Below are 26,532 nucleotides of genomic sequence, written 5' to 3'. Positions count from 1 at the left end.
GCAGTTTCAGGCGATAGCGCGCACATCGTCGCGCCATGAATGAGCCCAGATATGGCCTGATCGAAGCAGGCGGCACCAAATTCGTCCTCGGCGTGGCCGACGCCAATGGCACCATCCTCGATCGGACGCGCATCCCCACGTTGATGCCCGACGAAACCATCGGCGCGATGCTTGAATGGTTCGGCGCGCGCGGAGCTTATTCCGCTATCGGGCTGGCCACATTCGGCCCGGTCGAGCTTGATCCCGCATCGCCGCAATGGGGCCATATATTGAAGACTGCAAAGCCCGGCTGGACGGGCGCTGATCTGGCCGGGCCGCTGCAACGTCGTTTCGCCTGCCCGGTGATCGTCGATACCGATGTCAATGGCGCGGCGCTGGCAGAGGCGACATGGGGCGCGGGCAAGGGCGAGCAGGTCGTTCTTTACTTCACCATCGGCACCGGCGTTGGCGGAGGGGCCGTGATCAACGGGCGGCCGCTGCGCGGCAAAGGGCATCCCGAAATGGGCCATTTTCGTCTACCGCGCCACCCCGACGATCTGGACTATGCCGGCAAATGCCCCTTTCATGGCGACTGCGTCGAAGGGCTGACGGCCGGGCCTGCCATTTTCGATCGCTGGGGCAAGACGCTATCCGATCTGCCGCCCGATCACCCTGCGCATGATATCATCAGTTGGTACATCGCTCAGCTGGTTGTCAGCATGCAGGCGATTTTCGAACCCGGAAAGCTGATCTTGGGCGGCGGCGTAATGGCGACGCCGGGCCTGATCGATCGCGTTCGCGAAAAAGCCGTGGAGCTGGGAGGCGGCTATTTCCGCAGCGATGCATCGACGATGATATCGGCCCCGGGCCTTGGGGATAATGCCGGGCTGATGGGGGCTTTTGCGCTCGCCCAGAGTGCCGCACCGGAATAATCAAAAAGGCTGCGCAGCTGAAGAAATGATCTTCAGCTGCGTCCCTGCTTAAACCCTGGCGTCAGCGCCGAGGATCAGTGGATCGTTGCGGCTGATATCGACCGTCGCCTTTGCAATATTGGGCTGCTGGCTGCCGCGATGCTTGAACTTGCCTTCAACCTGACCACCCGGTGCGATCGAAAGGCTCTGGTAAAGAACATCGCCGGAAATGCGGGCGCTGGACTCTATCACAAGATCGCCTGCCTCGATCGAGCCATCGACCCTGCCCGAAAGCCGCGCCGTTTCGGCGACAATCTTACCGACGATCACGCTGCCTTCGCCCTGGACGATCGAACCGCAGGTGACGTCGCCATGGATCTTGCCATCAATATGCAGGTCGACCTTGGCCGACAGATTGCCGGTGATTTCAACATCCGATGCGATCACCGAAAATGTGTGTCCCGAACCGCGCATATTATTGCGTCCCTGTGGCGGTGACGCCTGTGGGCCGGTTTCCGGCGACGGCTTGGATTTCGAGAACATCGGGATTTGCCTCCAGGAACTTCTTCGGGTTGATTGCGGCACCATTGATGCGCACTTCAAAATGCAGATGCGAACCGGTCGAACGGCCGGTTGAACCCATGCGGCCGATTTGCACCCCCCGCCTCACTTCTTGCCCGATGGACACAGTGAAACCGGAAAGATGCGCATAGCGCGTCACCAGACCGTTGGCATGTGTAATCTCGATGGTCTTGCCATAGCCGCCGTGCCAACCGGCGGATGTGATCTTGCCGTCGGCGGCTGCAAGGATAGGCGTACCGACCGGGCCTTTGAAATCCAGCCCGGCGTGCATTGCGCCCGCGCCGGTAAAGGGATCGGCGCGATAGCCGAAGCCGCTCGACATCAGCCCGATCGCTGCCGGCATGCTGGTGGGAATTCCCGCCAATGCCATTTCCATCGCTTCCATCCGCGCAAGCGCATTCAACATGCGCGTAAAGCGGGGGTCACGGACTTGCTTTTTCTTGCTGCTGAAAAAGGGAATGAACGGGCCGCCCATGCCGTCCTTCGCTTCACGGGCGAGTTGATCGGGGTTGAGGCCAAATTGGCGAATCGCGCTTTCCGCCTTTTGCGAACGGGTGATCGCAATTTTGGTCATCCGTTCGACAAAGGCTATCTGGCGGGCTTCGATTTCGGCAAGCCGTGCGGCGCCGGGAACGGCAAGGCCGATCTTTTTCGCGGTTTCGGCTGCGGCACCGCTGGCTTCGGGCGCTGCCTGCTCGGTCGGCATATCACCGAAATGTTCTTCAAAGGCGCGCTCGGTCAATTCCTGCCGGGCCTGCAGATCCTTGGCAACGGCATCCATGTCGCCGCGATATTTCTCGATCCGCTCCTGATCGGTTTCAACCCGTTCCTGTTGCGCGCTGAGCATCATGCGCTCGGATGAAAGGCTTATCTGATTGATCATCATGCCGAGGGTCACAACCAGCCACAGGCCGACGACAGCCGCAGCCGTGCCAGCAACCCGCCGTTGCAATCGGGCAGAGATTTTCAGAAACCGGACCTGACCGTTTGACCGCATGAAAAATTCGCGATCAACGAACCATCCGGCCACCCGGTTTTTCCAACCGGACATACTGGCCTTTAGTGACACGACCCACCCCGTTTATTTCTTGTGGCGGCCGCTTAACAGGTCAATTTGCCGCTGACGAATCATGCGGCGTCGACTCGTGCCGAGTCGGGCGAGTCGTGCGGCGAACCGTTTGCAGACGCGGAAATTTTAGCGGATTTTGCAGTGGGCGGACAGGCTGCTTCAAATGTAAATTTGTTAAAAATGATGTAATCTCAAGTAATTAATGCGAATCACCGATGCGCGCGCATCAATTGCTGCAAGCGCGCCGGACTCGCCACTTTCGCTTTGTCCCCGCGGTGGTTAGGGACGGGGTAGATGACCGACACTATCCAGCAGATTGTTTCCGATCTTACGACCCGCGCCCGCGCCGCCGCGCGCACCATCGCCGCGGTCAGCGACGATCAAAAGGCGCAGGCGCTTATTGCGGCTGCCGCAGCCTTGCGGGCGGCCTCTACAGAGATATTGGCCGCCAATGCAAAGGATATGGCCGCCGGCGCAGAACATGGCCTGTCTGCCGCGATGCTCGACCGACTGAAACTGGATCCGGCGAGGCTCGAATCGATTGCCGCAGCGGTTGAACAGGTCGCGCATCTGGCCGATCCGGTTGGTCAGATCATCGATCGCACTGAACGGCCCAATGGCCTTGTCATGGAACGGGTGCGGGTGCCGGTTGGCGTATTGGCGATCATTTATGAAAGCCGCCCCAATGTGACCGCCGATGCCGCAGCGCTGGGTTTGCGCGCAGGCAATGCGGTGATCCTGCGTGGCGGAAGCGAGGCGGTGCACAGCAACCGCGCAATCCATGCCGCCATGATAAAGGGTGTAGTGTCTGCCGGGCTGCCTGCCGATGCCGTGCAGCTTGTCCCGACGCAGGACCGTGCAGCGGTTGGCGCACTGCTGGCCGCACAAGGACAGATTGACATGGTGATCCCGCGCGGCGGAAAGTCACTCGTCGCCCGCGTGCAGGAAGAAGCGCGCGTTCCCGTGCTCGCCCATCTTGATGGCATCTGCCACACTTATGTCCATGCAAAGGCTGACCCTGCGATGGCAGAGGCGATTGTCGTTAATGCCAAGATGCGGCGGACGGGGATTTGCGGCTCCACTGAAACCTTGCTGATCGATCAGGATTATCCTGATCCCGCCGGATTGATTGGCGCGTTGATCGATGCTGGCTGTGAAGTGCGTGCTGACGATATGCTGATGGAAATCGATCCGCGCACTATTGCTGCTGACGAAGAAGATTGGGGCACCGAATATTTGGAGCCGATCGTGTCGGCCAAGATGGTGTCGGGCGTCGATGATGCCATCGACCATATCGCCCATTATGGATCTCAGCACACCGAATCGATCATCACCGCTGATGATGCCGCCGCAAAGGCGTTTCTGGCGGGTGTCGACAGTGCGATTGTGATGCACAATGCATCTACCCAATTTGCCGATGGCGGCGAATTCGGTCTCGGCGCGGAAATCGGCATTGCTACCGGCCGCCTTCACGCGCGCGGCCCGGTCGCGCTCGAAGGGCTGACGACTTATAAATGGCTGGTCCATGGCAATGGGCAGGTGCGGCCCTGACCCTTACCGGACTTCTTGGCGGATCGTTCAATCCGGCGCATGGCGGGCACCGGGCGATTAGCCTTTTTGTGCGTGAAGCGCTGGAACTGGACGAAATCTGGTGGCTCGTATCGCCCGGCAACCCCTTGAAAGCCGACGCGAAAGACATGGCACCGCTGCCCGCACGGCTTGCATCTGCCCGGAAAATGGCCCGTCGCGCGCCGATCCGCGTGACGGCGATCGAGGCTCAAATGGGCACGCGCTATACGATCGACACGCTGCAAAAACTGGTTCGCCGCTATCCTCATCGGCGCTTCATCTGGATCATGGGGGCCGACAATGTGGCAAATTTCACACGCTGGCGGCGTTGGCGCGATATAGCCCGACTAATGCCGATTGCGGTTGTCGCCCGTCCCGGCTATGATGATAGTGCTGTTGCAGGTGCTGCAATGGCCTGGCTCAGGCGTTTCGTCCGGCGTTCGGACCAGCGACTAAATTGGACGATGTGGAGCACACCGGCGCTTGTATTTTTGCGCTTCAGCCCCGATCTCCGTTCGGCCACGGCATATCGCCAGGCCAATCCTGACTGGCATCGCGACTATGAAGGCAAACGCGTCATCGACGGCGTTACCCACAAATCTGTGTATTGAGGAACCATTTTGATCCAACTTGCTACAGTCCCCGCAGGCAAAACCGCCGCCAAAAAGGGACCTGTCCTGCAGCCTGACGAACTGCACCAGCTCATCCTCCAGTCGCTTGACGACGATCAGGCCCAAGAGGTCGTTTCGATCCCGCTTTCGGGCAAAAGCAGCATTGCCGATTATATGGTCGTCGCAAGCGGCCGTTCGAGTCGGCAGGTGGCGGCAATCGCTCAGAAACTGGCCGAGCGGATCAAGAAAGCCGGCCGCAATGCGCATATCGAAGGTCTGCCCAGTGCCGACTGGGTGCTGATCGATGCTGAGGATGTGATTGTCCATCTGTTCCGTCCCGAAGTGCGCAGCTTCTATAACCTTGAACGGATGTGGGGCTTTGGCGACGCGCCAGAAGCAGCGCACGTCTGATCGGGCGGGGTCGCCCTGTTGATCTGAAAGGGGGCGGGGATGCGGCTGCATATCATCGCGCGCGGCAAGATCGGGCGCTCCCCCGAGGCGGATCTGGTTGATCGTTACCTGAAACGGCTGACTTGGCCGCACAAAATCACCGAAATGCCCGATCGCGGCGGCACCTTGCCTGCCGCCGAACGCAACAGCCGCACCGTGCTGCTTGATGAAAAGGGCGCGCAGCTAAGTTCGATGGAACTGGCGCGGCTCATGGAACGCTGGCGCGACGATGGCGTTTCGGAAATCCGCTTCTGCCTTGGTGCTGCCGATGGCTTTGATGATGCGGATCGCGCCGCGGCGGATCAGCTTATCGCTTTCGGCCGGGCGACCTGGCCGCATCTGATCGCGCGTGCGATGCTGGCGGAGCAGCTTTACCGCGCAACTTCAATACTTGCCAACCACCCCTATCATCGCGAAGGATGATCGTGATGGGGCGTATGAAAACCATGGGATGCGCTGCCGCGCTGGCGGCACTTCTGGCGTCTGCTGCTGCGGGCCAGAATGATGTTGAAGCGCTGCGCGAGGCGAAGGCCCGCGCTGCCGCGGCCGAGGCGCGCAGCGAGGCGCTGCGTCAGGAAGCGGCGATTGCCGAGGCGGCAACCGACCGGCTGGTTGCTCGGCGTGCGGCGCTCGCCGCTGAAATTGACGCAGCCAGTGCGCAGATCGCCGCGGCACAGGTGCGAATTGCCATTATCGATCGGCGGCAACGCGCGCAGGCAGCACGGCTGGGCGAGGCCAACGCCCCTTTGCTGCGGCTCAATGCCCTGCTGCAGAATATGACGCGCCAGCCCGTTTCGCTGCTCCTCGCCCGCCCAGGGGACCGGCGCGATTATGTGCGTTTGCGGGCATCGATGGCGTCAATCGAACCAGTCATCGCCGCGCGCACACAGGCGCTCCGTAACCAGATCGCCTTGCAGCGGCAGCTGCAGGCGCAGGAAAAAGTCGCGATCAAATCCTTGCAAAAGGCGCGAGCGGATCTCGCCAACCGGCAGGGTGCACTGGCGGCGCTGGTGCGCAATAATAGGGGCCGCGCGCTTGACCTGACGGCGGGTGCCGCGCTCGAATTTGAACGGGCCATCGGTCAGGGTGAGCGCGCCCGCGACCTGATCGAGCGTATCGATGCCGAACGCGAAAGCGGGCTTAATGCCGCGACGCTCGCCGAGCTGGATGGCCCGCAACCGCGTCCGGGCAGCAAGCCTGCAAAAAGCGCCGCCGCCACCGCCTATCGCTTGCCCGTTGCTGGACGCATCATCTCCGGCTTTGGTGAGCTGAACCCCACTGGCTATCGCGAACGCGGCATCCGGCTTGCCGTCGAGCCATCGGCGCGTGTCACTGCGCCTGCGGCCGGGCGAATCAGCTTTGCCGGCCAATATCGCAGCTTCGGCAATATTGTGATCATCGAACATGGTGGTGGCTGGGCGACGCTGGTTGCCGGGCTGGAAAGCCTTGCTGTTGAGGCGGGCTCCCGCGTAGATCAGGGCGCATCGCTGGGCACGGCCGTCGGAACTGATGCTGAAATTATGGTCGAATTGCGCCGCAATGGCCGCCTGATCGATCTTGCCACCCTGCTCGGTTGAGCGTGCCCGACCGTTGCAGTAGGCGTCTGTCGTTATTCAACTCTTTTTCGTGGTAAATGCGCTTTTACGGATGCAGGCTGTCAGCCTATAACCCGTGATGGATCAGTATTTCAGGAAAGTTCGCACATGAAGAACAAGCTGCTCATCACCGGCATCGGCGCATTCGCGATCGGCGCGCTGGCCAGCCCCTCGCTGGTTGCACAGCAGCGCAAGGATGATCCGCTGCGCGACATGGACGAATTCATCGCCGTCTATAAAAAGGTGAAGGCCAATTATGTCGACAAGGTCGATGACGAGCAGCTGATGAAGGGCGCGATCCAGGGCATGCTCAACACGCTCGATCCGCACAGCGCCTTTCTCGATGAAAGCAATTTCCGCGACCTGCAAACCCAGATTGATGGCGAATATGGCGGGCTTGGCCTGTCGGTAACGCTTGAAGATGGCGCGGTGAAGGTGATTGCGCCGACCGCCGATACCCCCGCCGACAATGCGGGGATCAAGGCGGGTGATTATATCACCCACCTCGACGGTGAATTGATCGTCGGCGGCACCATCGACGATGCGGTGAACCGCATGCGCGGCACGCCGGGCACTTCGATCAAGCTGACCATTTTCCGCCCGGGCCGCGACGAACCCTTTGACGTGACCGTCACCCGCGCGATCATCGACTTGAAGCCCGTGAAATGGGAGGTGAAGGACCGGATCGGCGTGATCACCATCACCGGCTTTTCCGAACAGACCGGTGAGGATGTCGTCTCGGCGATCAAGGGTATTGAACGGCAATTGGGCGGCAAGCCGCAGGGCTATATCGTCGATCTGCGTTCGAACCCGGGTGGTATATTGGAAGAGGCCGTCAAGGTTTCCGATGCCTTTCTGGATAAGGGCGAAATCGTATCCGAACGTGGCCGCGACAAGGTGGTCGTCGGGCGTTGGTTCGCCGAAAGCCAGGTTAAGGGCGACGTGACTGGCGGCAAGCCTGTGATCGTTTTGATCGATGCCGGTTCGGCATCGGCATCTGAAATCGTTGCTGGCGCGTTGCAGGATCAACGCCGGGCGCTGGTTATGGGCGAACGCAGTTTCGGCAAGGGTTCGGTGCAGAATCTTTTGCCGCTGTCGCGCGAAACCGGATTGCGGCTAACCGTTGCACGCTATCACCTGCCTTCGGGCCGGTCGGTGCAGGAAGGCGGCGTGAAGCCCGATATCGCGGTGCCCCAGATTTCCGACCCTGATTACCGCAAGCGCGTTGCCGTGCGCGAATCTGATCTGCGCCGCCATCTGGTGAATGAAAACATCGCCGACGACAAAAGCCTTGAAGACGATATGAAGGATGATCCGCGTTTTGCGCTTTCGGCTGAAGAGCTGAAAAAGCAGGGTATCGAGGATTTCCAGCTGCATTATGCGATGCAGACGCTCGCCCGACTTGGCAAAAGCACGCGATTTGCAGGTGCACAGGCAAGGCCGGCCCAGCGCAATTGACCATTTTCCCTTTTCGCAAGCGGGAAGGAGATAAAGTCAAACGCCATTTCGCTTTGCCGCATCGGTCCATATTGCTAATCAGCTTGGCATGACCGGTTTTGATCGCGCGCGCTGGTTGGCGCTCCTCATCCCTGCAGGGCTTCTGGCAGGGGCTTATGGCTCGCAATATTTGGGCGGGCTCTATCCGTGCGAAATGTGCTGGTGGCAACGCTGGCCGCATTTTGCGGCACTGCCCTTTGCGCTTGGCGCATTCCTCCTTCCCGGCGATGGTATGCGCCGCATTCTGGTCACACTCGCCGCGCTGGCGGTTCTTATCAGCGGCTTGATTGGTGGCTTTCATGCCGGGGTCGAATATGGCTGGTGGGAAGGCATCACTACCTGTTCGACGACCGTGCAGGCGGCAAGCGGCAAGGATGTGCTTGATGCCATATTGAATGCTCCGCTGATCCGCTGCGATGTTGCGCCCTGGACGCTGTTCGGAATTTCGCTTGCCGGTTATAATTTCCTCATTTCATGCGGCGGCGCCCTGACGGTGTTTGGACTGCTGGCAAAAGGAAAAGGCGCATGATCGGCAATCGAGCTGCGGAACTGGACCGGATGATCCGGGTCGATCAGGCCGGTGAATATGGCGCGACGCGCATCTATGCCGGGCAATTGGCGATGTTTGGCGATCGCCATCCGGCGGGGCGTGAGATTGCCCATATGGCCGAGCAGGAAAAACGCCATCTCGACGCTTTTGAAAAGCTGATGGCCGAACGCGGTGTGCGCCCGACGGCGCTTCAGCCGATCTGGAATGCCGCCGGCTTTGCGCTGGGCGCGGTCACCGCCGCGATCGGGGCCGAAGCGGCAATGGCCTGCACCGTTGCCGTCGAAACCGAGATTGACCGCCATTATCGCGAACAGCTGGAGGAGCTTGGAGACAGCGATCCGGCGCTATCGGCGATGATCGATGAATTCCGCCTTGAAGAGCTGGAGCATAAGGACACGGCGCTTGCCGCCGGCGCGGAAAATGCGATTGCCTATCCGTTGCTCAGCGCGGCGATCCGCCTTGGCTGCCGCGCTGCGATTGCCGTTTCAAAACGGATTTGATCTCGATCATTGGATTGCGAATTTCATTTCCTATTCATCCAGCGCAGCCTAGGCTTGCGCCAATGATATGGAGACCATCGATGATTGACCGCACCCTTTTGATGTTCGGAACTGCGCTTGCATTGGTCGCAAGCCCGTTAGCGGCGCAGAGCGAAGGCACCGCAGGCACGACTCAGGCCGCAACCGATGCTGACGCTGAAAAGATCAACATGGTAATCGTCTATGGCGACGATGAATGTGCGCAGAGCACCGACGACCAGATCAATGTCTGCGCCCGCCTTTCGGAGGCCGACCGTTATCGTATCCCGACCCAGCTGCGCAGCGATCCCAACGATCCGTCAAAAGAGGCATGGACGAACCGGGTGCTCGCCTATGAATATGTCGGCCGTGAAGGCACGACGAGCTGTTCGGCAACCGGCGGTGGTGGCTTTACCGGCTGCGGGCTGAAGCAGATCGACGCTGCCTATGCCGAAAAGAAGGAAGACCCCGGCCTCGCCTTTGGCCTGATGATCGCGGCCGAGCGCAAGAGGCGGCTTGCCGCGATTGATGCCGAGGCGGAACTGGTCGAGCAGCGCGTGCAGCAGTTTGAAAAGGAACGGGCCGAACGCGAAGCCCGGCAGGCTGAACAGCCCGTCGAGGCTGAAACCGTCGAGCCGCTTCCCCAGCCGCAATGACTTATCCTCCCCCTTCCTTAGGAAAGGGGAGGAATGGCCTTATTTGCCCAGCAGATTCTGCTGCCAGAAAATCAGCGACGTCCAGAACTGGTAGTCGGCATTTTCCTTTTTCGCGAAACCATGGCCTTCATTGGTGCCGACAAGGTGCCATGCCGTGGCGCCGCGTTCGCGGATCGCCTTGACGATCTGGTCGGCTTCGGATTGCGGCACGCGCGGGTCATTGGCACCGGTGACAACCATCATCGGCTTTTCGATTTCGCTGACTCGGGTCAACGGTGAAATCTCGAGCAGCTTTGCGCGCTGCTTGGGATCACGCTCGTCGCCATATTCGACGCGGCGCAGATCGCGGCGATAGCTTTGCGTATTTTCAAGGAAAGTGACGAAGTTGGAGATGGCGACGATGCAATTGGTCGCACGCAGCTTTGTCTTGAACTGGACCGCAGCGGCATAGCACATATAGCCGCCATAGGAGCCGCCCGTCAGGCCGAAGCTGCCGGCATCCAACGCGGGATCCTTTGCCAGCGCATCGAGAAAGGCACCCATGTCCTTCACCGAATCCTCGCGCTTGAACGGCCCATTGTCGAGGCTGACAAAAGTCTTTCCATAACCCGTCGAGCCGCGGACATTGGGGAAGAAGATCGCAACGCCCTGTTCGTTGAGCAGATAATTGTTACGACCAAGGAAGCCCGGCCGTGATTGCCCTTCGGGCCCGCCATGGACATTCATGATCATCGGCCGCTTGCCCGGGAACTTTGCCGGATCGGGGCGATAGAGGAAGCCGGAGACTTCAAGCCCGTCAAAGCTTTTGATCTTCACCAGTTCGGGCTCGCTATTTTTGGTGACATCCAGCCCACCGGTTTCGCTTTCGGTCCAGCGGGTGACGGCCATCGTCTTGGGATCAACCGAATAGGCGTCGGCTGCGCTGCGGGCCGAGGTGAAGGTGATGCCAATCTCGCCCCATTCAGAAATTTCGAGCCCGCCAATAATACCGGCTGGAAGGCTGTCGACGGTGCGCACCTGATCGGTTTTGGGATCGAGCAGCTTCAGCTTCGCCATCCCGGCTTCGTTGGTGACATAAGCGATGAAGCTGCCGTCGGGCGCGATGTCGAATGTGTCGACGTCCCAATTTTCCTTCGGGCCACGCGGCGTGAATTTGCCGGTTTTCCTATCGAGCGTTCCCAGCCGTTGGAAGTCAGCGCCTTCGTCCGATGTCACCCACAGGCTGCCATCGGGGGCGAATTGCGCGCCGCCATAAGCGATGTCTTTTTTCGGATCGCCGATCGGCGTCATCACGCCGCTGGCCAGATCGAGCATGTATAAATCGGTGTTGGTAACCGAGACATAACTGCCGACAACCGCGCTTTTCTTATCGGGAGCAAAGGCAGCCAGCGACCAGCCGCCGCCCTTCACCTCTGCGACCATCCGGGCGGTCGATGGATCGCGCGGGTTCATCACATAAAGGTCGGTATCGGTGCCGTTACGTTTGGTTGAGCTATAGGCGATGAGTTCACCATCATCGCTCCAGGCGCTCAGGCTGTTGCGGCTCTGGCCGTCGGTCAGCATCGTCAGCTTGCCGTCTTTCAGCGTGTGGATCTGAAAGAATTCGTTGCCGCCAATATCTTTTTGGGTGACGAACACATCGCCGGTCTTGGGTGCCCAGCTGCCATTGCCGACAGGCTCTGCCTCAAAACTGACCTGTTTGCGCATCCCCATCGGCTGCGCCACCAGATGCAATTGCGCGGTATTGGCAAAGCGCGTTGCAATCATCATCCGCCGTTCGGTCGGGTGCCAGCCGACAAAACCGGCGGTGCGAAATTCCATATAGGGCCGGGTTTCGGCGGCGAGTTCGGCGGGAACTTCTGGCATTCCATCCGCGATCAACGCGGCCGGTTTCGGAACGGTTGGAACCACAGGCTGTTCCTGTGCAAGCACAGGGGCCAGCGGCAAGGCAAGTGCGGCGATGGCGGCAAGATAACGCATGGCGGGCAGATCCTCCTCAGATTATTGCTGACTTGCGCCTAGGACAGGCGGAGACGCTGCGCAACGCCCGGCTTCGATCAACGGTAGCTGGCATTCGACAAGGCCTTCAGCTTCTCGTTGACGCAGGCTTCAAGCCGCTTATGGGCTGCGCAATGAAAAAAGCGGGGCGTTCGTCCGTGGGGCGATTTGCATTGATCATTGCGATTGTGGGCAGCTGTGCGCCCATGCCGCTGCTTGCCCAGCGGACAGAGGAAAATGCCGTCACCCAGTCAGGCGACGCATTCGGGCGCTCGGTCGGCAGTGAACGGGTCGGGCTGTATAATCAGGAAGATGTCCGGGGATTTGATCCGATCGACGCCGGCAATGCCCGGATTGAGGGCCTGTATTTCGACCAGCAGGATCGCGTCCCCCAGCGGCTGCAAAGCGGCAGTGTGATCCGCGTCGGCATCAGTGCCCAGCGTTATGCTTTCCCGGCTCCTACCGGCATCGTCGATTATGCCCTGACGCTGCCCGGTGAGCGTGCGCTGGCAACGATAGAGATGGAGCGGGGCCCCTTTGGCGGCTTTGCAGGAGCGCTTGAGGTAGAAATTCCGATTGCGAACGGCCTTGGCATCGCCGGCGGCGTCGGCGGACGCAACCAAATCCGGCCCGAAGGCGGCCGCAACCGCTTTCGCAATTTCGGTGTCGTCATGCAGTGGCAGCCATCCCCTGACGCCCGCCTGATTGCCTTTGGCGGCGGCTATTCCAACGCTGGCGATGAGGCAAGACCCACGCTTTTCCTCGCTGGCGATGCGCTTCCCGTGCATGTTCCGCGCCAACGCTATCTTGGGCAGGAATGGGCGGAACGCAACAATCTCAGTCGCACCTTCGGGTTGATCGGCAATCTTCCGATTGGCGCTTTCCGCATCGATGCCGGTCTGTTCCGGTCGAGCCGTATGACCGGCAATGCCTTTGCCGACATCCTCACCGGTGTGACGCCCGATGGCCGCTCGGCGGCGCGTTTCATCATAGCGGATGGGAATAATGAAGACCGCTCGTTGTCGGGCGAAGTGCGCCTGTCACGTAGCTGGCAGTCGGGTGCATTCAGCCATAAAGTCGCGGTGTCGCTGCGCGGGCGCGACAAGCAGCGCCTGTTCGGCGGCACGCAGCGCATCGCGCTCGGCCCCAGCAGCGCGATTGCGCCCGATCCACGCCCGCGCCCATCGATCGGCGTGGGACCGGAAAGCCGCGATACCGTTGAGCAACTGACCTATGGCGCAGCCTATAGTCTTGATTGGCAAGGGCGTGGCTCAGTTGACCTTTCGCTGTCGCGCAGCCGTTATCGCAAGGCGATCGACTTTGCCGATCTCTTGCGTCCCGATATCGCGGTTCGCGACGATCCCTGGCTGGCAACGGCAACCGGATCTCTGATCTTGGCGCGGAAATTGGCGCTTTATGGCGGTTATGTCCGCGGGCTTGAAGAGGCGCCGATAGCGCCCGAAATCGCCATCAACCGCAATGAGGCGCCGCCCGCAACGCGCACCCGCCAGATGGATTTCGGGCTTCGCTATGCTGTGAGCGACCATATGAACCTCATCGCCGGACTGTTTTCGGTGAAAAAGCCTTATTTCAATCTTGATACCAGCAATCGCTTTCGTGAACTGGGCAGCGTCGACAATCGCGGGGTGGAGGTGTCGCTTGCGGGCTCGGTCGCACCAGGCTGGTCGCTGGTCGCCGGTTCGATCTTCATCGATTCGAAAATCGGGGGGGAAGCCGTGCGCACCCGGCAGATTGGCGATCAGCCAGTGGGCTCGTTACGTCGCCGTTCGATCGTCAATCTCGATTGGCGTCCTGCGGCAGGGCATAGCCCCTTGTCGCTAGACTTTGCGCTCGAAAGCCTGTCGGCGCGGATGGCCAATGCTGCCAACACGTTGGAGGTTGGACCGCGCGAGGCCCTTAATGTCGGGGGGCGCTACCGTTTCGCGATCGGGTCGCACAAGGCGTTGCTACGCGGGCAGGTCACAAATCTGTTTAACGATTATGGCTGGCAAGTGTCGTCAAGCGGGGGCTTTACGGCATCGAGCAGCCGGACCTGGACGCTGCAACTGGTCGCCGACATCTGAGCCAGCACGGGGCCCGGACATTAGTCGAGTAATAGTCCCCGCATGATCAGGCCGATCGTATGCTCGCGATAGGCGTCGCGCATTTCCTGACTGATGTCTGCTTGGTCATAACAATGGCGCAGCACAAGCCGCGCGGCGAAAAAGCGGTCGGCCGCGCCTGTGACGGAAAAATAGAAAAGCTGCGGATCAACGGGACGGAACTTGCCCGCCTTTACGCCTTCCTCGATAAGCTTTTCATAGGCGCGTGAAATAGGTTTCAGATAGCGTTCGGCGATCCGTGCTGCCTCAACCGGCGCGCTATCGCGGATCATCCGCATCATCAGCCGGTTCAGATAGGGGAAGGTATAATAGGTGTCGATTACGCCGCTGATATGGCGGCGCAATTTCTCCTCCGGTGGCATGTCCTTGGCAACCAGCGCACCCAGATCGGTAACGATCTTGCCCATGTTGCGATCAAGCAGGGCAGACATCAGGCCGTTCTTGTTGCCGAAATAATATTTGACGAGCGCGCTGTTCAGCCCGGCACGCAGCGACAGTTCAGAAAGCGACAGGTCGATGGTGTCGCCCTCGCGCATGATGTCGCTTGCCGCGTCGAGCAATTGTTCGCGTGCACCAACTGTCAGGTCGTTAACGGGCGCATCGGTGCCGGTTACGCTATTGGAACCGCTGCTTGCCACGGTCTTTCTCCCCCGGAAATTTCATCGTTCCGCCCCCAACCCTCACTTTGGAAGCAGACCGATCACTTATATACCGGTTCTTCCCACCAAGGAAAGAAGTCCGGCATGTCGGCAGACACCTTGTCGGGATAGGCGGGCGGGCGCTTCTCAAGGAAACTCGCAATACCTTCCTTTGCATCCCCCGAGCGTGACCGGCGATAGATGGCGCGGCTGTCGATACGATGTGCGTCCATCGGGTGCGGCATCGCCGCATTGCGCCACAGCATCTGGCGTGTGAGTGCGATTGAAACAGGGGCGGTATTGTCGGCAATTTCGCGCGCCAGTTTGCGCGCCTCTGCCAAAAGCTGGTCGGCCGGGTGGACCGAGCGGACAAGGCCGCCCGCCAGCGCTTCCTGTGCGTCGAATATGCGGCCGGTATAGCACCATTCCAGCGCCTGTTGCATGCCCACCAGTCGCGGCAGGAACCAGCTCGATGCTGCCTCGGGAACGATTCCGCGGCGGGCAAAGACAAAACCGAAACGCGCCGTTTCGCTGGCAAGGCGGATGTCCATCGCCAGTTGCATCGTCACGCCAATGCCGACTGCGGCACCGTTGATCGCTCCAATTACCGGTTTCTTGCATTGGTAGATGCGCAATGTCAGCATTCCGCCACCGTCGCGTACACGGCTGTCCGACAGGTCGGCGACCGTTTCGCCGCTGGCGAAAACCTGCTTGCCATCTTCGGGGGTCAGGTCGGCACCTGCGCAAAAGGCGCGGTCACCATGCCCCGTAACGATCACCGCACGCACCGCGTCATCGGCGTCGATTGCGTCAAAGGCGGCGATCATCTCGCCCATCATGATGTTGGTGAACGCGTTCATTTTGTCGGGACGGTGCAGCGTGATCGTCGCGATCCCGTCTTCGACATCGTAGCGGATCTGGGTGTAGTCGGTCATTTGGCCTCTCCTCCAGCGAATGCCCTTCCGAATGCCGGAAGGGTGAGGGAGGGGCAAGCTTTGTCCGGCCAAATGCCGGGGCGTGCTTTTACCGCCCTCCCCATCCCCTCCCGCATGCGGGAGGGGCTTGATGGATCAACGCGGTGCCATGCGAATGGCGCCGTCAAGGCGGACGTCTTCACCATTGAAATAGCTCGTCTCGATCATGCACATGGCGAGCTTTGCATATTCTTCCGGCTGGCCAAGGCGCTTCGGATAAGGGACCGACGCGCCAAGGGCGTCGCGCACATTTTGCGGCGCACCGGCGAGCAGCGGCGTATCGAAAATGCCGGGCAGGATGGTGTTGACGCGGATCGCCTCTCCGGCAAGATCGCGTGCGATCGGCAGGGTCATGCCGACAACGCCAGCCTTTGACGCCGAATAGGCGGCCTGGCCCATCTGTCCGTCTTCGGCCGCGACGCTGGCGGTGTTGACGATCGCGCCGCGATCGCCATCGGCCTGCGGTTCAAGTGTCAGCATGCCGGCCGCCGATTTGGCGATGCAGCGGAAGGTGCCGATCAGGTTGATCTGGACGATCCAGTCGAAGGCGGAAATCGGGAAATGCTTCACCGAGCCATCTTCCTTTGACCGGCTGGCAGTCTTGATCGCATTGCCAACGCCAGCGCAGTTTACCAGAATGCGTTCCTGGCCATGCGCCTCGCGCGCCTTGGCAAAGGCAGCATCGACTTCTTCGTCGCTGGTCACATTGACTTTGCAGAACACGCCGCCCAGTTCAGCGGCAAGGGCAGTGCCCTTTTCTTCATTAAGATCGAAAAGCGCAACCTTTACGCCCTTCGCGGCCAGTGCGCGTGCGGTGGCGGCACCCAAGCCGGATGCGCCCCCGGTGACGACCGCTGCAACGGATGAATCGAGTATCATTGGTATCTCCTTTAGTTTGTCTGCCCCTCCCGCGTGCGGGAGGGGAGAATCAAGTCAAAGCCGCTCGATGATGGTGACGTTGGCTTGGCCGCCACCTTCGCACATCGTCTGCAGGCCATATTTTCCGCCGGTCGCGTCGAGCACGCCGAGCAAAGTTGCCATCAGCTTGGTGCCTGAAGCGCCCAAGGGATGGCCAAGCGCGATTGCGCCGCCATGCATGTTGAGGCGATCATGCGATGCACCCAGATATTTCATCCATGCCAGCGGCACCGGCGCGAAAGCCTCATTAACTTCATAGGCGTCGATATCTTCAATCTTCATGCCAGCCTTTTTCAGCGCCTTTTCGGTGGCGAAGAGGGGTTCTTCGAGCATGATGACCGGATCGCCTGCAGTCACCGAAATATGGTGGATGCGCGCGCGGGGCGTCAGGCCATGATCTTTCAGCGCCTGTTCGGAAACAATCAGCGCGGCCGAGGCGCCATCGCAAATTTGTGAGCTGGAGGCTGCGGTGATCGCGCCACCTTCCTGAAGCAGTTTGACGCCGGCAATGCCTTCCAGCGTCGCGTCGAAACGGATGCCTTCATCGACAAGGTGGATTTGCTTGCCTTCGGGGGTTTCAATCTCGACGCCGATGATCTCGCGCTTGAAATGGCCAGCTTCGGTTGCTGCCTTGGCGCGCTTGTGGCTTTCAAATGCATAGGCATCGAGATCGTCCTTGGTGAATCCATGCTTCTTGACGATCATTTCGGCGCCGACGAACTGGCTGAACATGATGCCGGGATATTTTTCCTCAAGGCGGGGCGATTTGTAATGGCCGAGGCCATCCTTCATGAACAAGGTCGCGACCGCGCCCATCGGCACGCGCGTCATGCTTTCGATGCCGCTGGCAAGGACGATGTCCTGCGTGCCCGACATCACGGCTTGGGCAGCGAACATCATTGCCTGCTGCGATGAACCGCACTGGCGGTCGATCGTGACGGCAGGAATGCTGTCAGGCAATTTCGATGCGAGCACGGCGTTGCGGCCAAGGTCCATCGTCTGCTGGCCACCCTGCGATACGCAGCCGGTGATCACATCGTCGATTGCGGCCGGATCGAAATCATTGCGGTCGGCAATTGCATCGAAAACGGCGGCACCAAGATCAACCGGGTGCACACCGGCAAGCTTGCCGCCGCGCTTGCCACCGGCAGTACGGACGGCATCGACAATATAGGCTGTGGCCATGAGGAAACTCCTTGTGGAATGGTTTAATCGAGCGATTAAAGCGAGTCATCCCAAGGGTCAATGGCAATAGCGAACATGGCTCCGGCCGAACCGGACGATCAGCCTTTCAGCCGATGGATCGCGGCTTTTGTGGCGCGCGCATAATTGCCCCAGCGATAACGGTAGGTGCCGATAAAGTGGAGGAAGGCGGGATCATCCGGCATCGGTTCGTCCCAATGGTTGATGTACCGGTCATAGGGTAGTTGCAGAGGATCCGGATCGTTGGCGATCACCCAGTTGGATGCAACCTGTTCGCTGCCCCATTGCCGCCAGATGTCGCCCAGCCGTTCGTCCATCGCCGCGCTGAACCGGGCCACGGTGGCCCTGCCGTCATTGTGGCGAGCGAAGCCTGCAAAGCCGGCACAACCCCGAATATAGCGGCTGCGATCGCCATCGGGCAGCGTCTTCATTGCTGCCTCCGCCTGCGCCTGTACATGGTCCGTCGTCGGGCCATTGGCATGGAAGATGTGGGACAGTTCAGCGGCACTGCGAAACCCATATTGCGCCTCGTCCACGCCGCCCGCCAAAGTGAAGCTGCGATTGGCATCGATTGCCGCCGCAACTTCCGGAACCGGGCCTGTCGTTACCGTGTCGGAATCGAGCTGGATCACATAATGGTCGCTGCGCAGATCGAGGATCGAGATCAGCCGTTCCCAGCAATTGTTGCGCGGGCAGGGTGTGGTGTCGACCTTGGCCTTGTCGAGGATGTGTGGATTACCGCAATGCAGGGCCAGCACGTCCCGATCTTCAGCGGTCAGCGTGCCATCGTCGAGCAGCACAACCTTGCCGCGCGGCAGATGGTGATGGAGCGATTTGGCCGCAACAAGATAGGGCAGCAAGACTGCGGTACCGATCATCGAAAACAGGATCAGCCCGTCATCCTGCGGGACAATCGGGGGGGTGTTCAATATGCCTTGCGCGGCGCGTTCATGCGCCCAGCCGCCGGCTTTGCGGCTTATCGCCTCGATGAATTCCATCAGTTTCAACCGGTCCCTTTCCCGCGTTCCCCGTGCGGCTTAGGCCAATCTCTAGGTCGAAGCCATTTCGACTTGATTAATAGGTTCAGGTTTTACACGTGCGGCGACAAGCGATCCCGCAACAATCAATGCGGTACCCGCAATGGTCCACACAGTGACCGGCTCCGCGAAGAACAGCCAGCCGAAAATCGCGGCCCAGACAAAGCCGGTATATTCGACCGGAATAAGGACCTGCGCCTCTGCGCGTGCATAGGCCCAGCTTAAAAGCAGCAGCGAAAGGATCGCGAGGAGCGCAGCGCCGCTCAGTATCGGTAGCTTCGCCATCGGCAGGGGTTCAAGCAGCCAGGGTGCGGCCAGCGCGAGGATCGATGCCGTGAGCAAATTCTGGAAAAAGGCGATTTCAATCGGTCCGGCAATCTGTGCCTGCTGCCGTGCAAGGATCAGATTATAGGCAAAGACAACCGCAGAAAACAGCACCGCTGCGACCCCCCAAAGCGCTTCGCGGCTGTAATGGCCGCTGAATTTGCCAAACAGGATCACGGCAACGCCCGCCAATCCGGCGACTGACGCGATGATCGCCTCTCGCCCGATCTTCTCACCTAGCAGAATGGCCGCAAGGAACAGCGCGATTACCGGCGCGATGAAGGACAGGCCGATCGCCTCGGCTAAGGGAAGGCGCGCGATCGCCCAGAAAAAGCTGATCGCCATGATGGCGACAACCAGACTGCGCCAGGCATGGAGCCGCAATGCGCTTCGGTCCGGCCAACCCTGCCGCGCGAAGAGGAACAGTGCGCCGGCAAAAATGGCTCCGGCCATGTTGCGCCAAATCACCGCATTATAGGCCCCCAAGGCGATCGAAAGATCCTTCATCGCTACATCCATCAGCGAGAAAAAACCGATTCCGGCGGCGGCAACGGCAAAGGCGGTAGCGGGGCTGGTTGTGCGGGACATCCTCGCCCGCTTAAGACGATGCGGCGCCACTGTCACCACAGCAATTCGATGCGCAGCCGGAAGGCCGACGCGGACCGGCTTGCCCCAAAGGCCTTGCTGCGATAAAGCGGGTGGGCATAATGGACCCTGCACCTTTTCCCTGGATAGACGTTGTCATCATTCTCGCGCTGATCGGGCTGAACGGCCTGTTCGCCATGTCGGAACTTGCCATTGTCTCATCCCGCCCTGCGCGCTTGCAGGCCATGGCAGATGCAGGCAGCAGCGGCGCGGCTACCGCGCTTGAGCTGTCCAAGGATCCGGGCAAATTTCTGTCGACGGTGCAGATCGGGATAACGCTGATCGGGATTATCGCCGGTGCCTATTCGGGGGCCAGCCTGGGCGGTCCGACAGGGGAAAGGCTTGCCGCCTTGGGTGCCAATCGCGAATGGGCCGATACGCTGGGCTTTGGCCTGGTCATCGGGCTGACAACCTATGCCTCTTTGGTGGTTGGCGAACTGGTGCCGAAGCAATTGGCGCTGGTTGCACCTGAACGGATTGCGCGGATGGTCGCGCGGCCGATGCTGTGGCTCGCCTGGATTGCCGCGCCCTTTGTGTGGCTGCTTGATGCCTCCAGCAGCATTTTCTTCCGCTTGCTCGGTCTCGACAGAGATAATCGCGATGCCCTGACGACCGAAGAACTCAAGGTCGTTTTTACCGAAGCCACGCATGCCGGTATCATCGAAGAACATGAGCATAAGGTGATTTCTGGCGTGGTCCGGCTTGCCGATCGGCCAGTGCGCGAAGTCATGACGCCGCGGACCGTAGTCGACACGATTGCCGCCGATGCCAGCGCCGAAACTATCCGCGACCGCTTGCTCAATTCGCCGCACACAAGGCTGCCGGTGATGGGTGATAGTGTCGATGACATATTGGGCGTGGTGCAGGCGCGCGATATCGTTGCCGCCCAGATAGAGGGTCGTCCGCTGGAACTGCGCATGATGATGCGCAAGGCAGAAATCGTTCCGGACCAGCTTGACGCAATGGATGCGCTCGAAATCCTGCGCCGGTCAGAAGTGCCGATGCTGCTTGTCCATGACGAATATGGCCATTTCGAGGGGATTGTGACGCCCAACGACCTGCTGGCGGCAATCGCGGGCGAATTTGCGTCGGATCAGGAACAGGGAAGCGCTGCAAATATCGTCATGCTCGACGACGGCTCGATGCTGATCGATGGCGGGATGGCGGCCGACGCCATGGCGCAGGCGCTGGACATCCCGCTTCCCGAAGATCGTGATTATGCCACCGCCGCCGGCCATGTGCTCCACATCCTGCGCCATTTGCCGGAAGAGGGTGAGGCCTTCACCGACAGCGGCTGGCACTTTGAAGTGGTGGACATGGACGGTCGCAAGATCGACAAGCTGCGCGTGCGCCGGATGAATAGCGACCGGTAAGTCGGGGCACCGCTAAGGATGCCCCTTCGCTCTCTGCGTTATTCAGCCTTTTGCGATTTCGCTGCCCAGTGAACCATATTTCTTTTCAAATCCGGCAATGTCACCGGCGCTCAACAGCTTGGCCTGATCGACCCAATTGTCACGTTTGATGCGGCCGGCAAAAGCGCCCAGTTTTGAATCGATTTCGGTGACATCGGCAGCCGACCATGTTGCAATCTGTTCAAGGCTGGTCACGCCCATTGATTGCAACAAGACGACCAGTTTCGGGCCGACACCCTTCAGCAGTGCAATGTCATCCGGAATTTGTGGTGCTGCCGGAGCAGTTTTGACCGCCGCTGCCGGCTTGGGCGCTGGCTTTTCCTTGGCCGGTGCCGCGGCCTTTGCGGCGCGCGCTGCTTTTGGCTTAGCGGTTGCAGTGGCCGGTTTTGCAGCCGGTTTTGCGGCCTTGGCTGTCTCGGCAGCGGCCGGCTTGGGCGGAACCTTTTTCGCTGTAGCCTTGGGCACTGCCTTGGCGGCGGCCGGCGCCTTCTTGGCCGCTTTTGGAGCGACAGCTTTGGCGACCTTTGCAGGTGATTGGGCGACGGGTTCCGGCTCGGGCGCCGGCGATATTTCGCGCGGCGCAATCGGTTCTGCCGGTTTCTCGATCCGGGGCGGCTCGGCCTTTTTGCGGGGCCAGGCAAAATACAGAATGGCAACCAGCGCCAATGCGACAACAATGAAAATCAAGATATTCGAATCCATCGGACTTCCCCTCAAACCTCGGGCCCGCCATGGCGTCTGCCCGTAAAGTCGGTGCGCAAGATGCGCGGCAATTCCCTCAATCGCACCTTAGCCAGCCTGTTTGCGCTGTCCAGTGGCCGTTTCAACGGACATGGTCGACCAGATGTCGTGCGGTGCGAAGGTCGCAGCCCATCCGTTCCCGCACGATTTTAACCGCGTCAATCGCCCTGCCTTCGGCGCGGTAGCGTAGTACAATCGCCCGCAATTCAGGCGGTAACTCAATAGGTGCGATCGGCGGGGGCGGCGCAGACACCCGCCCTTTCCGGCGCATCAACATAAAACAGGCGCCAAAGCCTGCCACGACCCCCAAGACAAAGGCGACCCAGTCAAAAACGGGATCACCGGCCATTTCAGCCTGCTGCCTTTTCGCGCGCGACCTCGCGCCAGCCAATGTCACGGCGGCAGAAACCCGTCGGGAAATCGATGGCATCGACCGCGGCATAAGCCGCTGCCTGTGCGGCGGTGACCGATTGTCCATGTGCAGTGACGTTCAATACGCGGCCACCATTGGCGACAAGCTGTCCGCCGTTGAGTGCGGTTCCGGCATGGAATATCTGTGCGGCGCCGATATCGCCAATTGCGATGGCGCCGCCCTTTTCCGGGGTGCCGGGATAGCCCTTGGCAGCCATTACGACCGTCAGTGCCGTGTCGGGTGAAAGTTGCGGGCGCTCAATCGCCGCAAGCCCGTCTGCGCTAGCCGCTGCAAGCAACAGCTGGGCAAGGTCGCCTTTGAACCGCAGCATCAGTACCTGGCATTCGGGATCGCCGAACCGGCAATTATATTCGATCAGTTTCGGGCCTTGGTCGGTCAGCATCAGGCCTGCAAAAAACACGCCCGAATAAGCGCGACCATCGCGTGCCATGGCCTTCACCGTCGGGTGAATGATCCGGTCCATCACCTCAGTTTCAAGCGCGGGGGTGAAGACCGGGGCTGGTGAATAAGCACCCATGCCGCCGGTATTGGGGCCGGTATCGCCATCGCCAACCCGCTTATGATCCTGCGCAGACCCAAAGGGGATCACATGGGCGCCGTCGCTGATCGCAAAGAAGCTGACTTCTTCGCCGGTCATAAACTCCTCGATCACGACCTCGGCACCGGCATCGCCGAAACCGCCACCGAACATGGTTTCAATGGCGTCCTGTGCCTGCGCATCGGTTTCAGCGATGATTACGCCCTTGCCCGCTGCAAGACCATCGGCCTTGATCACCACGGGCAGGCCAAAGCGTGCCAAATCGGCAAGTGCGGCTGCCTTGTCGCTATGCCGCGCATAGGCGGCGGTCGGTATGCCTTCGCGCGCGCACAGATCCTTGACGAAGCCCTTTGATCCTTCGAGGATCGCCGCATTGGCATTGGGGCCGAAAACCTTGATCCCCGCCGCGCGCAAGCTATCGCCCAGGCCGTCGACCAATGGTGCTTCGGGGCCGACGACGACGAGGTCGACATGATGTTCGCGGCAGAATGCCTCCACCGCGGCATGGTCCGCCGGATCAAGCGCCACGCATGTCGCAAGCTCCGCAATTCCGGGATTGCCGGGCGCGGCATATAGTTTATCGCACATGGGCGATTGCGAAAGCCGCCATGCCAGCGCATGTTCGCGTCCGCCCGAACCGATCAGCAAGATATGCAAAGAAAAAAGCTCCGTGACGCAAGAATTTGAAGGCAATGCCCGGCTGTTAGCCGAGGCCGAGGCAGGCAGCAATGCCCCCGCCCTGTCCGTGTCGGAAATTTCCGGCGCGCTTAAGCGTACGGTTGAGGATCGCTTTGGCCATGTGCGCGTGCGCGGCGAACTTTCGGGGTTCAAACGCGCGGCATCGGGGCATCTCTATTTTGGGCTGAAAGATGCCGATGCCCGGCTTGATGCCGTAATGTGGAAAGGCAATGCTGCACGCCTGCCCTTTGCACCTGAAGACGGGCTGGAGGTGATCGCAACCGGCAAGCTCACCACCTATCCGGGCCGGTCGAGTTACCAGATTGTCGCCGACCGGCTTGAATTGGCGGGCGAAGGCGCGCTGATGCTGCTTTTTGAAAAGCTGAAGGCGCGGCTGGCCGCCGAAGGCTTGTTCGATGGAAAACGCAAGCAGCCCATACCCTATCTGCCGCGCACCATCGGGATCGTCACTTCGCCAACAGGCGCGGTGATCCGCGATATGATGCACAGGCTGGAAGACCGCTTTCCCAGTCATGTCGTGCTTTGGCCGGTACTGGTGCAGGGCCAAGGCGCGGCGGCGCAGATTGCCGCTGCCGTGCGCGGTTTTTCGGCGTTGCCCGAAAATGGACCAGTTGCGCGACCCGATCTGTTGATCGTCGCACGCGGCGGCGGATCGATTGAGGATTTATGGGCGTTCAACGAGGAAGAGGTTGTCCGCGCGGTTGCCGAATGTCCTATCCCGCTGATCTCTGCCGTCGGCCATGAAACCGATACCACCCTGTGCGACTATGCCGCTGACCTGCGTGCGCCAACGCCGAGCGCTGCGGCGGAAATGGCGGTGCCGGTGCGGCTGGATCTCGCGGAGCGGCTGACCGGTTGCGATATGCGACTGACATCGGGCTTGCGCCGGTTGGTGCAGCGGTCCGGCGAACGGCTGACACATTTGACGCGCCTGATGCCGGCGGCGACGGACATTGTCGCAAACCGGCAGCAGCGCGCCGACGAGCTTGGTGAAAAATTGCGGCGTGGCCTGGAAAGGCGTGCCGATCTGGCGCGGATCGCATTTGTCGGAACCACCGCCCGATTGACGTCCGCACTGCTAAAGCGCCCGCTGGAACGGCAGGGGGATCGGCTTAAGGCTGTAAGGCTGTCGCCCGCACCGCTCCAACGCCAACTGGCCGATGGCAGGGCGCGACTGGCGGGGCTTGAACGGCTTCTGCTATCGCTGCATCCCGAAGCCCCATTGGCGCGCGGCTTTGCAAGGGTAACCGGCCCCGACGGGAAGACCATCAGCAGCAGCGGCGCCGCAAAGGCCGCGCGCGATTTGCAGATACGCTTTGCCGATGGCACGGTTGATGTCTTGGTTGGTGGGTCATTGCCGTCGGCTGGAAAAGCGCCGGCGGCAGCAAAGCCTGCAAGTTCCAAGCAGCAGGACCTGTTCGGCAGCGATTAATCCGGCGATCCGGTTCAAGGGGCATTGCTTGTTGTAGGGCCAAGCGATGGAAAATGGCTGTGCGTCGTCTTGTCCCATTGCAAAGCGCGGCCCAGCAGATGACCGGCATAGCCGCTGACCGCGCGCCGGGCGGCCAGTATCGAAATGATGTTCGCGATCAATGTGCGTGGTATCGATAGCAGCGCGGCTTGCATCCCTTGTGCCTGCCCAACGAAAGCGGCGCGCACCAGCAACCGCCAGACCAGCATGAACGCGTTCAGGGCAAGAAGCTGAATGACAAGCGGCGAAGGCATGCGCGCATCAACCAAACCAGATAGGTCTGCCAGTGTCACAAGTCCGGTGAGGACAATGCAAATATAGGCGCAGGTCAGCACGATCGAGGCGAACACCGCCTTGCGGTCACGAAGCCGCATCCAGAATTCGGCTATGCCGCCGCGCCAGCCGAGCCGATCCCAGCCGGCAAGGGCGATCCCGATCATCCAGCGTGTTTTCTGGCGCACGGATGCCGATAATGTACTCGGAAAGCAGGCGCGGGTGCCCACCAACTGGCCGTCCGCGTCAAGGATACGCGCAAAGATTGTGCGCTGCCCGTTGCCCGCAACACCCAGCCCCAATTCATAATCTTCGGTCAGTGATCGCTGGTCAAATGGTGCGCCGCCATTTGCGATCGCGATCCGGCCAAGATGGTTGCGCTCGATGGCGCAGCCGACGCCGGCAAGGGGCAGCGCCGCGCCAATCGCCTCGCGGACGACAAGCGTCTTGCCGTGCGCCTCGGCAAATTCGTCGCAATAATGCCCACTGATCCATGCCGACCCGGGAACCTGTATCGGGATAACGGGCAGTTGCACCGCATTGGCCTTTTCCACCAGAAGATCGAAAACGCGCAGCTCGTCTGTATGCACATAATCCTCTGCATCGTGCAGTACGATCGCCTTTGCCTTGAACCCCGCCCCCAGTTCATCGGCGACGAGCGCGCGCCAAAGCCGGTTCAGGCAATCGGCCTTTGTGGTCGGCCCGTCGGAGGTACATAGCACCAGCCTGCAGTTCGGATTGCCCGCCGCACCGCTGCGGATGGCGGCGATGCTTGCCGCGTCATTGGGATAGCAGCCGACATAGATGCGATAGGCGGTGTTTGATCCTTGCCATGCCGCGGTACAGCGACGCAGCATCGCGCCGATCACTTGTGCCTCGTTCCAGGCTGGAATGAATATGGCGATCATGCCGCTGCGGGCAGGCGCACCCAATTCGCCCGAACGGAGCGGGGGTTTATGGCGGTAATGGGAAAACCAGCGGCGGGCCTTGTGCATCGCCCAGATGATATCGACGAGCAATTCGTCTGCTGCACCGATTAAGAACCAGATCGCACTGAACAGCAAAAGTTCATGCTGTATCGATTGGATGATATTCCAGAAATCGATCATGGTACCAGA

General features: G+C 60.4%; 26 protein-coding genes. 13 read left to right on the top strand and 13 right to left on the bottom strand.

Annotated elements, in window-relative coordinates; translation table 11 throughout:
* The first annotated feature begins 35 nt into the window (after positions 1–35).
* Positions 36–911, top strand: a complete 876-nt coding sequence (locus RSE16_02430) for an ROK family protein (protein ID WRH76342.1) — start codon at positions 36–38, stop codon at positions 909–911.
* 48 nt (positions 912–959) lie between these two features.
* On the opposite strand, the gene RSE16_02425 is transcribed toward RSE16_02430, so the two are convergent.
* Positions 960–1,364 (bottom strand): polymer-forming cytoskeletal protein, encoded by a 405-nt coding sequence (locus tag RSE16_02425; GenBank protein WRH76341.1) that lies wholly within the window; start codon positions 1,362–1,364, stop codon positions 960–962.
* Position 1,365: 1 nt separating this feature from the next.
* The gene (locus RSE16_02420) at positions 1,366–2,502 is read right to left on the bottom strand and encodes a M23 family metallopeptidase (GenBank protein WRH76340.1); all 1,137 of its coding nucleotides are present in this window, start codon (positions 2,500–2,502) and stop codon (positions 1,366–1,368) included.
* A gap of 333 nt (positions 2,503–2,835) precedes the next feature.
* Between RSE16_02420 and RSE16_02415 the strand changes: the two genes are divergently transcribed.
* The 9 genes from RSE16_02415 (at position 2,836) to RSE16_02375 (ending at position 9,987) form a co-directional block, all read left to right on the top strand.
* Complete coding sequence (locus RSE16_02415) at positions 2,836–4,092, top strand: glutamate-5-semialdehyde dehydrogenase (GenBank protein ID WRH76339.1); 1,257 nt, start codon at positions 2,836–2,838, stop codon at positions 4,090–4,092.
* On the top strand, positions 4,089–4,721 hold the full coding sequence (locus tag RSE16_02410) for a nicotinate-nucleotide adenylyltransferase (protein ID WRH77281.1): 633 nt from the start codon (positions 4,089–4,091) through the stop codon (positions 4,719–4,721). The genes RSE16_02415 and RSE16_02410 overlap by 4 nt, the downstream gene beginning before the upstream one ends.
* Before the next feature lie 66 nt (positions 4,722–4,787).
* Positions 4,788–5,132 (top strand): ribosome silencing factor, encoded by a 345-nt coding sequence (gene rsfS / locus RSE16_02405; protein WRH77280.1) that lies wholly within the window; start codon positions 4,788–4,790, stop codon positions 5,130–5,132.
* Between the two features lie 39 nt (positions 5,133–5,171).
* The gene (locus RSE16_02400) at positions 5,172–5,594 is read left to right on the top strand and encodes a 23S rRNA (pseudouridine(1915)-N(3))-methyltransferase RlmH (GenBank protein WRH76338.1); all 423 of its coding nucleotides are present in this window, start codon (positions 5,172–5,174) and stop codon (positions 5,592–5,594) included.
* Between the two features lie 5 nt (positions 5,595–5,599).
* Positions 5,600–6,748 carry a peptidoglycan DD-metalloendopeptidase family protein gene (locus RSE16_02395; protein ID WRH76337.1) on the top strand — a complete coding sequence of 383 codons (1,149 nt, stop codon included), beginning with the start codon at positions 5,600–5,602 and terminating at the stop codon, positions 6,746–6,748.
* 126 nt (positions 6,749–6,874) lie between these two features.
* Positions 6,875–8,224 (top strand): S41 family peptidase, encoded by a 1,350-nt coding sequence (locus RSE16_02390; protein WRH76336.1) that lies wholly within the window; start codon positions 6,875–6,877, stop codon positions 8,222–8,224.
* Between the two features lie 88 nt (positions 8,225–8,312).
* Entirely contained in the window at positions 8,313–8,792 is a 480-nt protein-coding gene (locus RSE16_02385) for a disulfide bond formation protein B (GenBank protein WRH76335.1), read from the top strand.
* The gene (locus RSE16_02380; GenBank protein WRH76334.1) at positions 8,789–9,313 is read left to right on the top strand and encodes a demethoxyubiquinone hydroxylase family protein; all 525 of its coding nucleotides are present in this window, start codon (positions 8,789–8,791) and stop codon (positions 9,311–9,313) included. Before RSE16_02385 ends, RSE16_02380 begins: the two co-directional genes overlap by 4 nt.
* An 80-nt stretch (positions 9,314–9,393) precedes the next feature.
* Complete coding sequence (locus tag RSE16_02375) at positions 9,394–9,987, top strand: hypothetical protein (protein ID WRH76333.1); 594 nt, start codon at positions 9,394–9,396, stop codon at positions 9,985–9,987.
* 39 nt (positions 9,988–10,026) lie between these two features.
* On the opposite strand, the gene RSE16_02370 is transcribed toward RSE16_02375, so the two are convergent.
* The gene (locus RSE16_02370) at positions 10,027–11,967 is read right to left on the bottom strand and encodes a prolyl oligopeptidase family serine peptidase (protein ID WRH76332.1); all 1,941 of its coding nucleotides are present in this window, start codon (positions 11,965–11,967) and stop codon (positions 10,027–10,029) included.
* Positions 11,968–12,143: 176 nt separating this feature from the next.
* On the opposite strand from RSE16_02370, the gene RSE16_02365 reads away from it, so the two are divergent.
* Positions 12,144–14,069: a TonB-dependent receptor gene (locus tag RSE16_02365; GenBank protein WRH76331.1), complete on the top strand. Its 1,926-nt coding sequence runs from the start codon at positions 12,144–12,146 to the stop codon at positions 14,067–14,069.
* Positions 14,070–14,089: 20 nt separating this feature from the next.
* On the opposite strand, the gene RSE16_02360 is transcribed toward RSE16_02365, so the two are convergent.
* The 6 genes from RSE16_02360 to RSE16_02335 all read right to left on the bottom strand — a co-directional run bounded on the left by RSE16_02360 (position 14,090) and on the right by RSE16_02335 (position 19,790).
* A complete protein-coding gene (locus tag RSE16_02360; protein ID WRH77279.1) occupies positions 14,090–14,692 on the bottom strand; it encodes a TetR family transcriptional regulator in 603 nt (200 codons plus the stop codon).
* 116 nt (positions 14,693–14,808) lie between these two features.
* On the bottom strand, positions 14,809–15,681 hold the full coding sequence (locus RSE16_02355; protein ID WRH76330.1) for a crotonase/enoyl-CoA hydratase family protein: 873 nt from the start codon (positions 15,679–15,681) through the stop codon (positions 14,809–14,811).
* A gap of 135 nt (positions 15,682–15,816) precedes the next feature.
* A complete protein-coding gene (locus RSE16_02350) occupies positions 15,817–16,599 on the bottom strand; it encodes an SDR family oxidoreductase (protein ID WRH76329.1) in 783 nt (260 codons plus the stop codon).
* A gap of 54 nt (positions 16,600–16,653) precedes the next feature.
* A complete protein-coding gene (locus RSE16_02345; protein WRH76328.1) occupies positions 16,654–17,823 on the bottom strand; it encodes an acetyl-CoA C-acetyltransferase in 1,170 nt (389 codons plus the stop codon).
* Positions 17,824–17,921: 98 nt separating this feature from the next.
* Entirely contained in the window at positions 17,922–18,848 is a 927-nt protein-coding gene (locus RSE16_02340) for a hypothetical protein (protein ID WRH76327.1), read from the bottom strand.
* A 42-nt stretch (positions 18,849–18,890) separates the two neighbouring features.
* Positions 18,891–19,790, bottom strand: coding sequence for a DMT family transporter (locus RSE16_02335; GenBank protein ID WRH76326.1), 900 nt, complete (start codon positions 19,788–19,790; stop codon positions 18,891–18,893).
* 119 nt (positions 19,791–19,909) lie between these two features.
* On the opposite strand from RSE16_02335, the gene RSE16_02330 reads away from it, so the two are divergent.
* Positions 19,910–21,220, top strand: coding sequence for a hemolysin family protein (locus tag RSE16_02330; GenBank protein ID WRH76325.1), 1,311 nt, complete (start codon positions 19,910–19,912; stop codon positions 21,218–21,220).
* Between the two features lie 42 nt (positions 21,221–21,262).
* Here RSE16_02330 and RSE16_02325 read toward each other — a convergent pair whose 3' ends face one another.
* From RSE16_02325 to purD, 3 genes are all read right to left on the bottom strand, one after another.
* Positions 21,263–21,961, bottom strand: coding sequence for a hypothetical protein (locus RSE16_02325; protein ID WRH76324.1), 699 nt, complete (start codon positions 21,959–21,961; stop codon positions 21,263–21,265).
* Positions 21,962–22,082: 121 nt separating this feature from the next.
* Complete coding sequence (locus RSE16_02320) at positions 22,083–22,349, bottom strand: hypothetical protein (GenBank protein WRH76323.1); 267 nt, start codon at positions 22,347–22,349, stop codon at positions 22,083–22,085.
* A gap of 1 nt (position 22,350) precedes the next feature.
* On the bottom strand, positions 22,351–23,628 hold the full coding sequence (gene purD, locus RSE16_02315; GenBank protein WRH76322.1) for a phosphoribosylamine--glycine ligase: 1,278 nt from the start codon (positions 23,626–23,628) through the stop codon (positions 22,351–22,353).
* Between the two features lie 13 nt (positions 23,629–23,641).
* Here purD and xseA point away from each other — a divergent pair, with 13 nt between their 5' ends.
* Positions 23,642–25,102: an exodeoxyribonuclease VII large subunit gene (gene xseA, locus RSE16_02310; protein ID WRH76321.1), complete on the top strand. Its 1,461-nt coding sequence runs from the start codon at positions 23,642–23,644 to the stop codon at positions 25,100–25,102.
* A 14-nt stretch (positions 25,103–25,116) separates the two neighbouring features.
* On the opposite strand, the gene RSE16_02305 is transcribed toward xseA, so the two are convergent.
* Positions 25,117–26,523: a glycosyl transferase family protein gene (locus RSE16_02305; protein WRH76320.1), complete on the bottom strand. Its 1,407-nt coding sequence runs from the start codon at positions 26,521–26,523 to the stop codon at positions 25,117–25,119.
* Positions 26,524–26,532 lie beyond the last annotated feature (9 nt).

This window comes from Sphingobium sp. (assembly GCA_035196065.1).
Lineage (GTDB): Bacteria > Pseudomonadota > Alphaproteobacteria > Sphingomonadales > Sphingomonadaceae > Sphingorhabdus_B > Sphingorhabdus_B rara.
Note: the sequence above shows the minus strand (reverse complement) of the source record. Positions and strands in the feature narration are given on the sequence as shown.

Bases quoted from the DNA above. Each gene is read 5' to 3' on its own strand.
- RSE16_02335 (WRH76326.1), bottom strand. From the start codon at position 19,790: ATGTCCCGCACAACCAGCCCCGCTACCGCCTTTGCCGTTGCCGCCGCC.
- RSE16_02330 (WRH76325.1), top strand. From the start codon at position 19,910: ATGGACCCTGCACCTTTTCCCTGGATAGACGTTGTCATCATTCTCGCG.
- RSE16_02400 (WRH76338.1), top strand. From the start codon at position 5,172: ATGCGGCTGCATATCATCGCGCGCGGCAAGATCGGGCGCTCCCCCGAG.
- RSE16_02430 (WRH76342.1), top strand. From the start codon at position 36: ATGAATGAGCCCAGATATGGCCTGATCGAAGCAGGCGGCACCAAATTC.
- RSE16_02380 (WRH76334.1), top strand. From the start codon at position 8,789: ATGATCGGCAATCGAGCTGCGGAACTGGACCGGATGATCCGGGTCGAT.
- RSE16_02320 (WRH76323.1), bottom strand. From the start codon at position 22,349: ATGGCCGGTGATCCCGTTTTTGACTGGGTCGCCTTTGTCTTGGGGGTC.
- RSE16_02415 (WRH76339.1), top strand. From the start codon at position 2,836: ATGACCGACACTATCCAGCAGATTGTTTCCGATCTTACGACCCGCGCC.
- RSE16_02395 (WRH76337.1), top strand. From the start codon at position 5,600: ATGGGGCGTATGAAAACCATGGGATGCGCTGCCGCGCTGGCGGCACTT.
- RSE16_02390 (WRH76336.1), top strand. From the start codon at position 6,875: ATGAAGAACAAGCTGCTCATCACCGGCATCGGCGCATTCGCGATCGGC.
- RSE16_02355 (WRH76330.1), bottom strand. From the start codon at position 15,681: ATGACCGACTACACCCAGATCCGCTACGATGTCGAAGACGGGATCGCG.
- RSE16_02370 (WRH76332.1), bottom strand. From the start codon at position 11,967: ATGCGTTATCTTGCCGCCATCGCCGCACTTGCCTTGCCGCTGGCCCCT.
- RSE16_02350 (WRH76329.1), bottom strand. From the start codon at position 16,599: ATGATACTCGATTCATCCGTTGCAGCGGTCGTCACCGGGGGCGCATCC.
- RSE16_02345 (WRH76328.1), bottom strand. From the start codon at position 17,823: ATGGCCACAGCCTATATTGTCGATGCCGTCCGTACTGCCGGTGGCAAG.
- RSE16_02425 (WRH76341.1), bottom strand. From the start codon at position 1,364: ATGCGCGGTTCGGGACACACATTTTCGGTGATCGCATCGGATGTTGAA.
- RSE16_02305 (WRH76320.1), bottom strand. From the start codon at position 26,523: ATGATCGATTTCTGGAATATCATCCAATCGATACAGCATGAACTTTTG.
- RSE16_02375 (WRH76333.1), top strand. From the start codon at position 9,394: ATGATTGACCGCACCCTTTTGATGTTCGGAACTGCGCTTGCATTGGTC.
- RSE16_02385 (WRH76335.1), top strand. From the start codon at position 8,313: ATGACCGGTTTTGATCGCGCGCGCTGGTTGGCGCTCCTCATCCCTGCA.
- RSE16_02325 (WRH76324.1), bottom strand. From the start codon at position 21,961: ATGGATTCGAATATCTTGATTTTCATTGTTGTCGCATTGGCGCTGGTT.